The 12,736-nt window shown below is 61.5% G+C and carries 10 protein-coding genes; 5 read left to right on the top strand and 5 right to left on the bottom strand.

What is annotated here, in order from left to right:
* The first annotated feature begins 65 nt into the window (after nt 1-65).
* Nucleotides 66-506 (top strand): carboxymuconolactone decarboxylase family protein, encoded by a 441-nt coding sequence (locus AC1DQM_RS13515; RefSeq protein ID WP_018925362.1) that lies wholly within the window; start codon nt 66-68, stop codon nt 504-506.
* Nucleotides 507-515: 9 nt separating this feature from the next.
* On the opposite strand, the gene AC1DQM_RS13510 is transcribed toward AC1DQM_RS13515, so the two are convergent.
* The gene (locus AC1DQM_RS13510) at nt 516-2,108 is read right to left on the bottom strand and encodes a DHA2 family efflux MFS transporter permease subunit (protein WP_258612415.1); all 1,593 of its coding nucleotides are present in this window, start codon (nt 2,106-2,108) and stop codon (nt 516-518) included.
* On the bottom strand, nt 2,105-3,232 hold the full coding sequence (locus AC1DQM_RS13505) for an HlyD family secretion protein (RefSeq protein ID WP_477746331.1): 1,128 nt from the start codon (nt 3,230-3,232) through the stop codon (nt 2,105-2,107). Before AC1DQM_RS13505 ends, AC1DQM_RS13510 begins: the two co-directional genes overlap by 4 nt.
* Before the next feature lie 171 nt (nt 3,233-3,403).
* On the opposite strand from AC1DQM_RS13505, the gene AC1DQM_RS13500 reads away from it, so the two are divergent.
* The 3 genes from AC1DQM_RS13500 to AC1DQM_RS13490 all read left to right on the top strand — a co-directional run bounded on the left by AC1DQM_RS13500 (nt 3,404) and on the right by AC1DQM_RS13490 (nt 7,396).
* The gene (locus tag AC1DQM_RS13500; protein WP_436275655.1) at nt 3,404-3,904 is read left to right on the top strand and encodes a sigma-70 family RNA polymerase sigma factor; all 501 of its coding nucleotides are present in this window, start codon (nt 3,404-3,406) and stop codon (nt 3,902-3,904) included.
* The gene (locus tag AC1DQM_RS13495; RefSeq protein WP_477746330.1) at nt 3,901-4,875 is read left to right on the top strand and encodes a FecR family protein; all 975 of its coding nucleotides are present in this window, start codon (nt 3,901-3,903) and stop codon (nt 4,873-4,875) included. The genes AC1DQM_RS13500 and AC1DQM_RS13495 overlap by 4 nt, the downstream gene beginning before the upstream one ends.
* 97 nt (nt 4,876-4,972) lie before the next feature.
* Nucleotides 4,973-7,396, top strand: a complete 2,424-nt coding sequence (locus tag AC1DQM_RS13490; protein WP_477746329.1) for a TonB-dependent siderophore receptor — start codon at nt 4,973-4,975, stop codon at nt 7,394-7,396.
* A 60-nt stretch (nt 7,397-7,456) separates the two neighbouring features.
* Here AC1DQM_RS13490 and AC1DQM_RS13485 read toward each other — a convergent pair whose 3' ends face one another.
* Together AC1DQM_RS13485 and AC1DQM_RS13480 are read right to left on the bottom strand one after the other, a co-directional pair.
* A complete protein-coding gene (locus tag AC1DQM_RS13485) occupies nt 7,457-8,983 on the bottom strand; it encodes a trypsin-like serine peptidase (RefSeq protein ID WP_477746328.1) in 1,527 nt (508 codons plus the stop codon).
* A gap of 125 nt (nt 8,984-9,108) precedes the next feature.
* Nucleotides 9,109-10,260 (bottom strand): MFS transporter, encoded by a 1,152-nt coding sequence (locus AC1DQM_RS13480; protein WP_018925366.1) that lies wholly within the window; start codon nt 10,258-10,260, stop codon nt 9,109-9,111.
* A gap of 168 nt (nt 10,261-10,428) precedes the next feature.
* Here AC1DQM_RS13480 and AC1DQM_RS13475 point away from each other — a divergent pair, with 168 nt between their 5' ends.
* On the top strand, nt 10,429-11,421 hold the full coding sequence (locus AC1DQM_RS13475; RefSeq protein ID WP_477746327.1) for a diaminopimelate epimerase: 993 nt from the start codon (nt 10,429-10,431) through the stop codon (nt 11,419-11,421).
* A gap of 57 nt (nt 11,422-11,478) precedes the next feature.
* Here the strand turns inward: AC1DQM_RS13475 and codA are convergent, their stop codons facing one another.
* The gene (gene codA, locus AC1DQM_RS13470; protein ID WP_018925368.1) at nt 11,479-12,723 is read right to left on the bottom strand and encodes a cytosine deaminase; all 1,245 of its coding nucleotides are present in this window, start codon (nt 12,721-12,723) and stop codon (nt 11,479-11,481) included.
* Between the last annotated feature and the right edge of the window lie 13 nt (nt 12,724-12,736).

Raw genomic sequence — 12,736 nt, 5'->3', positions numbered from 1 at the left:
GCTATTTGTTCAACCTCAGGTCCGCATTAACGTAGCGCCAACACCCATTGTGATTGGAGCTCGCCATGCAAACCCGTATCGATTTCTACACTGCCTCCCCAGACGCCTTCAAAGCCATGATGGCCCTGGAAACCGCTGTCTCGAAACTGCCCCTGGAAAAGTCGCTGATCGAACTGGTCAAGCTGCGCGCCTCGCAGATCAACGGCTGCGCCTTCTGCATCGACATGCACACTGCCGATGCCATGAAGGACGGGGAAACGCCACGCCGGCTGTTCGCCGTGACCGCCTGGCGCGAGGCACCGTTTTTCACCAATCGCGAGCGCGCCGCACTGGCCTGGACCGAGTCCATGACCCAAGTGAGCCTGACCCACGCGCCGGACGAAGACTATGCGCTGCTCAGCGCCGAGTTCAGCCCCAAGGAAATGGTCGACCTGACGGTGGCGATTTCCACCATCAACAGCTGGAACCGCCTGGCTGTGGGTTTCCGCAAGATGCCTCAGGAGTAACAATCAGGCTCAATGAGCATCGGCACTCGGCGCGGCTGGTGGTTGTACCTTGCGCATCAGGGGCACCATCGCCGTGGCGAGAATGAAGCAGACCATGATCATCAGGAACGCGTCGCCGTAGGTTTGCGTCTGCGCTTCGCGATACGTCAGCAGCCACAGCTGACGCAGGCTGGCGGTGACGCCGATGTCACCACTCTGGCCGAGGGCGGCGAAGTTATGGCCGACCTGGGACAGCCACTGATTGAGTGCTTCGTTGGTGCTGTTGAGGTTCTCCGCCAACCGGGTGAAGTGCAGGTTGGTGCGGTCATTGAGGATGGTCGCGCACGCGGCGATCCCCATCGCGCCGCCAAGGTTACGCATCAGGTTAAATAACCCCGAAGCATGTTTGAGCCGCGACGGTGCCAACCCGCCAAGGGTCAGGGTCACCGCCGGCGGCACCGCCAGTTGTTGCGCGATCCCGCGCAAGGCTTGCGGCAGTATCAATTCCCTGGCGCCCCAGTCGTGGGTGATCGGGCTGAAGTCCCACATCGACAGGGCGAACAGCCCAAGGCCGGTCATCATGATCCAGCGCAGGTCGATGCGATTGGCCAGAAAGGCGTACAGCGGAATCGCCATAATCTGGAACACCCCGGTGGAAAACACTGCCAGGCCAATGTCCAGCGCGCTGTAGCCGCGTACCCGGCCGAGAAACAGCGGCGTCAGGTAAATCGTCGCGAACAAGCCGATCCCGGTGACGAACGAAAAGAAACAACCGAGGGCGAAGTTGCGGTCTTTCAAGGCGCGCAGATCGACGATCGGGTTGGCCACGTACAAGGTTCGACCGATGAAGGCCAATCCGGCCAGGCCGCTGATCCACGCAGTGGTCAGAATCGTGCTGTCGCTGAACCAGTTCCAGCGCGGGCCTTCTTCGAGGGTGTATTCCAGGCAACCGAGAAACACCGCCATGAACAGCATGCTCAGGTAGTCGGCGCCTTTGAGCAGCGACAATTCCGGCTGGTCGATTTTCACCAGCATCGGCACTGCCACCGCGACGAAAATCCCCGGCACCAGGTTGATGTAGAACAGCCAGTGCCAGGACGAAATGTCAGTGATCCAGCCACCGATGACCGGCCCCAGCGTCGGCGCCAGCGATGCCACTGCGCCGATGGTTGCGGCGGCGATCACCCGTTGCTTGCCGGTGAAGAAAAAGAAGGCGGTGGTGAACACCAGCGGAATCATCGAGCCACCGAGAAACCCTTGCAGGGCGCGGAAGGCGATCATGCTCTGGATGTTCCAGGCCACACCGCAGAGCAGGCTGGCCAGGGTGAAGCCAATCGCCGAGGCGCAGAACAGCCAACGGGTCGAGAACACCCGGGACAACCAGCCCGACAGCGGAATCACGATGATTTCGGCGATCAGGTAACTGGTCTGCACCCAGGCGGTTTCGTCGGTGCCCGCCGAGAGCCCGCCGCCGATGTCACGTAGCGACGCCGAGACGATCTGGATATCCAGCAGCGCAATGAACATGCCGATGCACATCGTGGCGAAGGCGAACACCTTGGTCGCCGTCGCCATGTTGGCGGCGTTGAACGGTTGCGCGGGGGCGGCGAGGGCGCGGCTCATGGCGCGCTGGCCACGGTTGGGGTTTGCGCTTCAGGCTCGGCGCGGGTGTCCACTTCGGCCGTCACCGACAGGCCTGGACGCAGATGACCGAGTACGCCATCCGCCGGGTCGAGCAGGATCCGCACCGGCACCCGCTGGACGATTTTGGTGAAGTTACCGGTGGCGTTTTCCGGTGGCAGCACGCTGAACTGCGAACCGCTGGCCGGCGCCAGGCTGTCCAGATGCCCGTGGAATTCACGCCCCTTGAGCACGTCGGCATGAACGATCACACGTTGGCCCGGCGTCATCCGCGCTAGCTGATCCTCCTTGAAATTGGCATCGACCCACAATCCGCTGGCCGGCACCAACGACAACAATTGCGAGCCGGCCTGGGCGTAAGCGCCGACCCGCGCCCGACGATTGCCGAACACGCCGTCGACGGGGGCTTTCAACTCGGTGTAGCCGACGTTCAACTGCGCCAGATCACGCTCGGCCCGCGCCTGTACCAATGCGGCACGGGCTTGTTGTTTCTGGGTTTCGATCACGTTCAACTGGCGTTGCGCGGCCAGCAGTTCGGCCTGGGCCCGGGCACTCTGCGCCTGGGCCGTCTTGAAGGTGGCGTCGGCCCGTTGCGCGCTTTCCACCGAGACGGCATTGCTGCCCACCAGGCGTTTGTAGCGGGCATTGTCGTCCCGCGAGCGCGCGGTTTCAGCGCCCGCGGCATCGATACCGGCGCGGGCCTGGCCGATCACCGCGTGTTGCAGTTGTTCGGTGGCGTCGAGGTTGGCGAGCAACGCTTCTTCAGCGGCCACTGCGCCTTCAGCCTTGGCCAGGTTGGCGCGATAGTCACGGGCGTCGATCCGGATCAGCACATCGCCGGCCTTGACCCTCTGGTTGTCGGTCACCAGCACTTCTTCGATATAGCCGGCGACTTTCGGGCCGATCACCGTGACGTCGCCACCAATGTAGGCATCGTCGGTTTCTTCGATGAAGCGCCCGGCAGTCCACCAATGGTTCGCGTACAGCCCGATGAACACCAGGGCTGCGATGGCTGCCGTCAGCAGCACCAGCCGTTTCAGCAGGGGAGGCTTGGGTGGGGTCGCTGCGACGGCAAGGTCGGGTTCAAGGCTGGGCATGCTGGTCATGGAGAAATACCTGTGGGAAACGAGGCGTTATTATTGGTGTAATATGACGCAGGTAATATTTTGTGACAACGGGTTTTGGCTACCGATCGTCTGGTGCTCCCAAGTGGAATCCATTGCCTCCGGTTAATAGGAAGCATTACTATTCGCACCTCCTCCCCACAGCACGCCGCAATGACCCCCAAGCTGCCCCGCAGACCCGGCTTTTTCGAGCATTACGAAGAGTTGATCGGCACCTGGACCCGTCGCCTGAGAAATCGTCAGCAGGCCGAGGACTTGGCCCATGACACCTTCGTGCGGGTGCTCGAGTCCGATTCGGCGGCGGTGCAGCAACCTCGGGCGTATTTGCACCAGACCGCGCGCAACATAGCGGTGGACGGTTATCGGCGTGAGGATCGGCGGGGCGCCATGGAGTCGGAGGCGATCGATCACAGTGTGTCGTCGTCCGGCGACCCGGAGCATTTCATGCACGCGATCCAGTTGGCGGATTCCATCGAGCGGGCGCTCGCCGAGTTGCCGCTCAACTGCCGCAAGGTGTTCGTCTGGCAGAAGATCGAAGGCCTGACCCAGGCCGAAATCGCCGAGCGCCTGGGGCTGTCCAGGAACATGGTGGAAAAGTATATGATCCGCACCCTGCGGCATCTGCGTGATCGTCTGGACGGGGCACAGCCATGATGGATACTCGTGATTGTGCGTGCGGGCAAACAACGGTTCGCGACGACGCGGCGCGGTGGTTTGTGCGTTTGCAGGAACCTGCCGCCAGCGCCGAAGAGCAGCGCCGCTTCGAGAGCTGGCTGGACGAACACCCTCAGCATCGCAACGAATATCAGATACTCCAGAACCTGTGGGTGGCGGCCGATCGATTGCCGGCCAAGCGTCTGCGCGCCTTGTGTGAAACACCGGCGGTGCGCAGTAAACGTCGTCCGCTGGTGCGTTACGCGGTGGCCGCCAGCGTGTTGGCGGTGGCGCTCGGCCTGGGGCTGTTCAGCGGCTTGAACCCTCCGGCGACCTACACGGCTGAATATTCCACGGCCCTTGGCGAGCGTCGTCATGTGGCGTTGCCGGACGGTTCGGTGATTGATCTGAACAGCCGCAGCCGGGTGCAGGTGCGCTATGAAAAGGACCGTCGCGGCATCGAGTTGATGCAAGGCGAGGCGATGTTCAGCGTCGAGCACGACAGCAGTCGACCGTTTGTGGTCGAGGCGGGCAGCGGCAGGGTCACGGTCACCGGCACCCGGTTCGATGTGCGCCGCGACAGCGCCGAAACCAGGGTCGCGGTGGAGCAGGGCACGGTCAGGGTTCAAGGGGGCGGCGATGATTTCGTCAGCCTCACCGCCGGCTTCGGCACTCGCATCAATGCCCAGGGCAAGGTGGCCACCGCCTATATGGTCAACCCTGCGGAACTGACCGCATGGCGCAGCGGCAAACTGGTGTTCAACAACGCCAGCCTCAGCGAAGTGGCCGAAGAAGTGTCGCGTTATCGGGAGAAACCGCTGACAGTCGGCAGTGCCAACGTGGGCAACCTGCGCCTGACCAGCGTGTTCAAATCCGACAACACCGATGCGCTGCTCAAGGCCTTGCCGAGCATTCTGCCGGTGACCATCCGCACCCTCGATGACGGCAGCCAGGAAATAATCTCCCGATAGATTCAGGTTTTTTTCGAGTTCTTCGTCTTCTTGTTCAACTGCAACTGGTTTGCATTAACAGACGCGCACTCTTGCGATCCACAGGACAACGTTCGACGTGAAGAAAACCACCGCTAAAAATAACAAATCATCCTGGCTGCCCCTCGCGCTCGCCCTGTCGGTCAGCTCGGCGCTGCCTCAGGCATTCGCCGCCGATGCCATTCATATTCAGGCGCAGCCATTGGGCCAGGCCTTGAGTCAGTTGGGCCAGCAAACCTCGCTGCAGGTTTTTTTCAGCCCGGAACTGGTGGCCGGCAAACAGGCTCCGGCAGTGGACGGCAACCTCTCGCCGGAACAGGCCTTGCGCCAATTGCTGCAAGGCAGCGGTCTGCAATACCAGATCGATGAAGGTTCGGTCACGCTGATGCCGGCACCGACTTCCGCCTCAAATGGCCCGCTGGAACTGGGCGTGACCGACATCAAGGTGGTGGGTGACTGGCTCGGTGACGCCGATGCCGCCGTGGTGCAAAACCATCCCGGCGCGCGCACGGTGATTCGCCGTGAAGCGATGGTCGAGCAGGGCGCCATGAATGTCGGCGACGTGTTGAAGCGCGTGCCCGGCGTGCAAGTGCAGGACGCCAACGGCACTGGCGGCAGCGACATTTCCCTGAACGTCGGTGTGCGCGGCCTGACTTCGCGCCTGTCGCCACGCTCCACCGTGCTGATCGACGGTGTGCCGGCTGCCTTCGCCCCTTACGGCCAGCCACAGCTGTCGATGGCGCCGATTTCCTCCGGCAACCTCGACAGCATCGACGTGGTGCGCGGCGCCGGTTCCGTGCGTTACGGGCCGCAGAACGTCGGTGGCGTGATCAACTTCGTCACCCGCGCGATCCCGGAGAAAGCCACCGGTGAAATCGGCACCACCCTGGAAACCACCCAGCGTGGTGGCTGGAAACACATCGACACCGCGTTTCTCGGCGGCACCGCCGATAACGGCATGGGCGTGGCGCTGTTGTATTCCGGGGTGAACGGAAACGGTTATCGCAAAAGCAACAACGGCAATGACATCGACGACGTGATCCTCAAGACTCACTGGGCGCCCACCGATCAGGACGATTTCAGCCTCAACTTCCATTACTACGACGCCAGCGCCGACATGCCCGGTGGCCTGACGCAGAAGCAGTACGACGCCGATCCGTTCCAGTCCGACCGCGACCACGACAACTTCAGCGGCCGCCGCAAGGACGTGTCGTTCAAGTGGGCGCGGCAGATCGACGACCGGACCCAGGCCGAAGTGCTGACCTACTATTCCGACAGCTTCCGTGGCAGCACCATCGCCGCGCGTGACCAGAAAACCCTCAGCTCTTATCCACGTACTTACTACACCTTCGGCATCGAGCCACGGGTGTCCCATGTGTTCGACCTGGGCCCGACCACGCAGGAAGCCAGCGTCGGTTATCGCTACCTCAAAGAAGGCATGCACGAAGAGTCGAGCCGTCTGGCGCTGGTGAACAATCAGCCGGTGGTCAGCAAAACGTCCGATGGCCATGTGTTCCAGGACCGCACCGGTGGCACCGAGGCCCACGCCGTTTACCTCGATGACAAGATCGACGTCGGCAACTGGACCGTGACCCCCGGCATCCGTTTTGAAAGCATCAGCACCGAATGGCACGACAGGCCGGTGCTCGACACCGCCGGCAAACCGGTGCAGGAAAAACGCCGCAGCATCGACAGCAACGAGCCGCTGCCGGCCCTGAGCGTGATGTATCACCTGTCCGAGGCCTGGAAGCTGTTCGCCAACTACGAAACCTCGTTCGGCAGCCTGCAATATTTCCAGCTCGGCCAGGGTGGTTCGGGTGACAACACCGCCAATGGCTTGAGCCCGGAAAAGGCCAAGACCTACGAGATCGGTACACGCTACAACGATGACGTGTGGGGCGGGGAAGTGACGCTGTTCTACATCGACTTCGATGACGAACTGCAATACATCAGCAACGACGTGGGCTGGACCAACCTCGGCGCGACCAAGCACCAGGGCCTTGAAGCGTCGGTGCATTACGACCTGTCGGCGCTCAACCCGATGCTCGACGGCCTGACCGCCAATGCCGGTTTTACCTACACCCGCGCCACCTACGAAGGCGAGATCCCGGGCTTCAAGGGCCGTGATCTGCCGTTCTACTCGCGTCAGGTGGCCACCGCCGGGCTGCGTTACGACATCAACCGCTGGACCTACAACCTCGATGCCTTTGCCCAGTCCAAACAGCATTCGCCGGGGACCGGTGTGAATGCCGATGGCAGCTTCAGCGGCAACTACATCACCGAAGGTTCCGCAGACGGGCAGTACGGTGACATTCCGGGTTACGTGACCTGGAACCTGCGCGGTGGTTATGACTTCGGTTCGCAGTTGTCGAACCTGAAAGTCGGCGCCGGGGTGAAAAACATCTTCGACAAGCAGTATTTCACCCGTTCCAGCGACAACAACTCGGGGATGTACGTCGGCGCGCCACGCACGTTCTTTGTGCAGGCCTGCGTCGGGTTCTGATGAGTGACTGGTCGGCAATTCCGGGTTGCCGATCAGCTTCTGATAGGTGTCGACACAGGCTTACGGGGCGGCGTCTGGCAGTCGGAAGTCGATGACAGGCGAAGGATTGCCTGCCATGTCCACGGTCTTGAGGCAGATTTTTTTCTCGCCGTCGCTCGTGTCCACTTCAAAATCCAGCAGTGGCGGCCTGACCTGCTTATATCCCTCAGCTTGTTGGCAATCAATCGTGGCCGATGTACCGATCTTGTATTGATGCCCTGCTACATCCAGATCGGGCGTGACCTGAGAAGGCGCTACAGAATAGACGCCCTCTCCTCTATTCGTGATGTTGAATACTGGCGCCATTTGAGCGGGTTCTGCCAATACCCACCGCCAAAAAATCCTGGCGTTTCGCGCATCCCATTTTCCGGGTGGTCCCGCCTGATGGTTTTGCCCCATCACGCACAAGAAATACAGCCCTGGTCCTTGGCGCAGTTCATAGCGTAACTCGCTCTCGCCGCCTGAGTCAGTGGTACGCACCTCACTGTAATCCCTGATATCCGCACAATTTTCGGCAGTGCGCGTGTACTTGAAGCGAAAGAAGGGTTGGTTGCTCAAAAAACGATGCTCCCACAACAACGGCAGGTAGTTCCCTTGTTCATCTCGGGGCTGTTTGAGGAAGTGATCGCCATACTTCGAGCCGAATTCCGACACGGGCCCCAGTACACAGGGCTCGCGGTCCCCAACGAAGCGCCCCCCTCTAAAACAGGTATCCAGGCCATTGGCGGGCGTCGCGTAATTGGTGTCTTGCGCTTTATTGGGCATGCCTTCGATCACTTCGCAAGGTGCGCTGATACTGCATCGCGATCGCCCGCTGTCGCGCGTGGTGGTGCCAATCACCGCGACGATTTCGTTGGTGTAGCGATTCAGAAGTGGAGAGCCAGAGATTCCATTGATGACCCCCAGGCATCGATTGCTGATTTGATCCACCCAAACCCACCCGGCTTCGAGAATTCCTGCGCGGTGTTCCTGCGGACATGCCGAACGCTGGATAAAATCATCGACAGCGGCGCCAACCACCAGCGTATCGGTGCCTTCGGTCAGGGCATGGCTCGCAACTTTCAAGGGCTGGATGCCATCGTTCATCACTTGGCCGAGGGTGCGATCGAGTACCAGCAGCGCAATGTCCTGGCCACGCAGGGTGCTCCAGGCGATTCTGGTGACGGGATAGTTTTTTTGTTGTGGCGTCGTGTCCCGGAAAAAATTGAAGGTAGCCTGTCCGGACGCAGGCTCGTTCACGATAAATCGACCGACATTACCTTTTGCACAATGACCTGAGGTGAGCACATACGCTGGGCCGCTGCGATCATCGTTTGCTCCACGGGTATCGATCAGGCTGCCGCTGCAGATCCGGCCTTCATCAACCTTGACCCTGGCGATGGACTGCCAATGGTTGTATCGCCCATCGGCATTGGACAAGAGACGTGCCGGTGCGAAATTTTCAATACCCTCGCCCCAGTCATGTTGGGCAAGCGGCGATTTGCTGCAACCGTTCGCGCCCATCAGCAGCAACAAAACCAGCAGAACCTTGAGGTTGAACGTGTTCATGAGGAGCTCACCCGCCTGGGATATTCAACTCATGGTCGATGCGCAGCCAAAACGTGTCTACTGTCAGAACTGATAGTAAAGCGGTGAAAAATACGAGCTCCTGTCGTTTTTCGTGCTGCTGAGCATTAGACCTTCAGCACTTTCCCTCCAATCGCCACCGCCACCAGCAGGCCCCCCATTAGACCGAACGCGAAGCTCAGGCTGCTGCCATGAGCCACAAAACCGATCACCGCCGGTCCCGCCAGAATCCCGGCATAACCCAGGGTCGTGATGGCCGGCACCGCGATGCTTTGCGGCATCACCGTCTGCTTGCCCACGGCGGTGTACAGCACTGGCACGATGTTCGAACAACCGGCACCGAGCAGCGCATAACCGAGCAGCGCGGCTTGCCATCCCGGTGCGAAGGTCGCCAGAAACAATCCTGCCGCAGCCATCAGTCCGCCGAACAGAATCACCCGCGTGGCGCCCAGGTGCCGGACAATCGCGTCACCGGTCAATCGCCCGGCGGTCATGGTCAGCGCAAATGCCGCATAACCCAGCCCGGCATACGCGGTGTCGATCCCGCGTTCCTGCGCCAGGAACACCGCGCTCCAGTCGAGCGCCGCGCCTTCGGCCAGGAACACGATGAAGCACATCCCGCCGATAAACAGCACGATGCCATGGGGTACGGCAAATGCCGGGCCGGAGCTTTCACTGCCGTAAGGCAACAGGTGCGGCGCGGCTTTAAGCAATGCCAGCACCAGCACCACGATCACCACGCACATCGCCCCCAGCGGCGAAAAACCCAGACCGAGCAGGCCGCTGACACCCGCCGCGCCGACGATCCCGCCGAGGCTGAACAGCCCATGAAAACCCGACATCATGGTCTTGCCGCTGGCCCGCTCGACGATCACCGCTTGCAGGTTCACCGTCGAATCCACCGTGCCCAGGCCGGCGCCGAACATGAACAATGCCGCGATCAACGCCGGAATCGAGGATACCGTCGCCAACAGTGGCAGCGCCGCGCAGATCAACAAGGTGCCGCCGCTCAACACCCGACGGCAGCCGAAACGCGTCGCCAGAATCCCGGCCATGGGCATCGCCAGAATCGAACCCACCCCCAGACACAACAGCAACAGCCCGAGGGTGCCTTCATCCAGCCCGGCCCGCGCCTTGGCGTAAGGCACCAGCGGCGCCCAGGCCGCGATGCCGAAACCGGCGATGAAGAAGGCGATGCGCGTGGACATCTGTTCCAGACGTCCGGGGACGAAGGTGGCTTGGGTGTTGAGGTTGGTCATATCGATCCTTGGCAAAAAACGTCGCGTCCCAAAGGACAGTGAACAACCGCAAAGGGTTCGATCACCACGTTCAGGCGGGGGCAGCAGTCACGCAGAGTGACATCCTTGCACAGCCAGCCGTTGTTTCGCGATATTGTCGACGCATCAATTGTTCATAGGGGGGGCGCCATGACGCGGATGTACGATGCTCGAGGCAATATCTACGCGGTGGTGGCGCCTGACGCCCTGCGCGATAGCGGTATCGAGCTGCCTGAACAGGCCAGCCAGGCGGCGCAAACCCGTGAGGCCTGGGCGTTGTCGGCCATCGAGGCATTCTGCGGCTGGGCTCCCGGGACACAATCGCCCGGCAGCAAGGCGCATCGTTGCGATGGCTTGCTGGTGGGGCCGTTTCAATCTTCGCCGCCGTTTGACCTGCTGATCGTCAACACCGACGGCAGCCTGGCCGAGCGCAGTGGCAATGGCCTGACGATTTTTTCCCAGGCCCTGAGTGAACAAGGGCTGATGCCGAGGGAGGAGGCTTGCTTGCTCAGGGTTCATCACGACAAGCGCGATGCGCTCTCGCCAGTGGTGACTTCGGTGAAGTCTGCCGAAATCGATGGTGTGCAAGGATTCTGGCTGGACTTGGGGCAGCCTTCGTTCGGGCCTGAAGCGGTGGGTGCGCAAGGGGTCGAAACCGTGGTGTTGAACGGGCGTGATGTCAGTCAGGTGCGGCCATTGTCGACGCTCGACCCTGCCTGGAGCCGCAGCCAGTTCGTGCGCATCGGTAACCCCCATTGTGTGACGTTAGTGACAGGCGCCGATGCGTTGCCGAGCAACGCGCAAATGCGCGAGCCGGAGTTGTCTGGAGGGTTGACCCGCATCGCTTACGCCACGCCGACCGGGGCAGGGCAGCCGTGTGCGGCCGGGGTGAACCTGCAATGGGCGATGCTTGAATCCGAAGGGCGAATCGTTGCGCGGGTGTTCGAGCGTGGCGAAGGGCCGACCGCGTCGTCGGGTACCAGCGCCAGTGCGGTGGCGTGCGCGGCGTGGCGAGTGGGTTGGGTGGCGGCGGGGGAAGTGAAAGTGGTCATGCCCGGCGGCACGGCGCCGATTCTGCTGGAAGAACGGGAGGGCGAATTGAGTCGGGTCAGGTTGTTTGGGACGGCGCGGTTGATGGGGTGATTTTGAGACCGTCATCGCGAGCCTGCTCGCGATGACGCTCGAACGGTCAGCGAAGATTCAGAGCCGATCCGCCCACTCAACCACCGGCATCTGTCGTTTCATCAACACCTTGCCCCCGCGAATCGAATACAGCGGCAGACCCTGGCTGCGGATCACCTCGTAATCGCTGTCCGCCGACAGAATCAGCAGATTCGCCGGCCGGCCCCGTTCCAGACCATAGCGATCGCCCAGGTTCATCGCCTTGGCACTGTTGTCCGTGACCAGGTCCAGCGCACTCTGCAAATTGCGATAACCGAGCATGTGGCAGATGTGCAAACCGGCCTCGAGCACCCGCAGGATGTTGCCATTGCCCAGCGGATACCACGGGTCGACGATCGAGTCCTGACCGAAACACACGTTCATCCCCGCTTCGAGCAACTCATTCACGCGAGTCACGCCACGGCGTTTCGGGAAGTTGTCGAAGCGGCCTTGCAGGTGAATGCTTTCGGTGGGGCAAGAAACAAAACTGATCCCCGAGTGCCCGAGCAAGCGAAACAGTTTCGCGCAGTAAGCGTTGTCGTAGGAGCCCATCGCCGTGGTGTGGCTGGCGGTGACGCGCGAACCCATGTCGCGGCTGCGGGCCTCTTCGGCCAGCACTTCAAGGAAGCGCGAGTGCGGGTCGTCGGTTTCGTCGCAATGCACGTCCACCAGACACCCCGTGCGTTCGGCCAGGTCCATCAGGAACTTCACCGAGCTTACGCCCTGGTCCCGGGTGTATTCGAAATGCGGAATGCCGCCGACCACATCGGCGCCCAGGCGGATCGCTTCTTCCATCAGCTCGCGCCCGTTGCGGTACGACTCGATGCCTTCCTGGGGGAACGCGACGATTTGCAAGTCGATAAGGTGGTGGCTTTCCTCGCGGACTTCGAGCATCGCCTTGAGCGCGATCAGTTCCGGGTCGGTGACATCGACGTGGGTGCGCACGTGCTGAATGCCGTGGGCGGCGAGGGTCTGGATGGTTTTTTTGGCGCGGGTCTTGGTGTCTTCCTGAGTGATGGTGGCCTTGCGCTCGCCCCAGCACTCGATACCTTCGAACAGCGTACCGCTCATGTTCCAGCGCGGCTCGCCGGCCGTCAGGGTGGCGTCGAGGTGAATGTGCGGTTCGACGAAGGGCGGCACCACCAGATTACCGCCGGCGTCCAGGTCATCCGGCCCCAGTGACGGGGCTTCGGTTTGCCGGGCGATGCTGTGAATCAGGCCGTTTTCCAGGTGCAACTCATGCAGGCCTTCTTGGTTGCGCAGGCGGGCGTTGATGATGTGCATCAGGCGAGTCCTT

The organism is Pseudomonas sp. 01L34 (genome assembly GCF_056400265.1).
The sequence above is the reverse complement of the archived record's forward strand: the minus strand, read 5'-3'. Positions and strand labels throughout refer to the sequence as shown.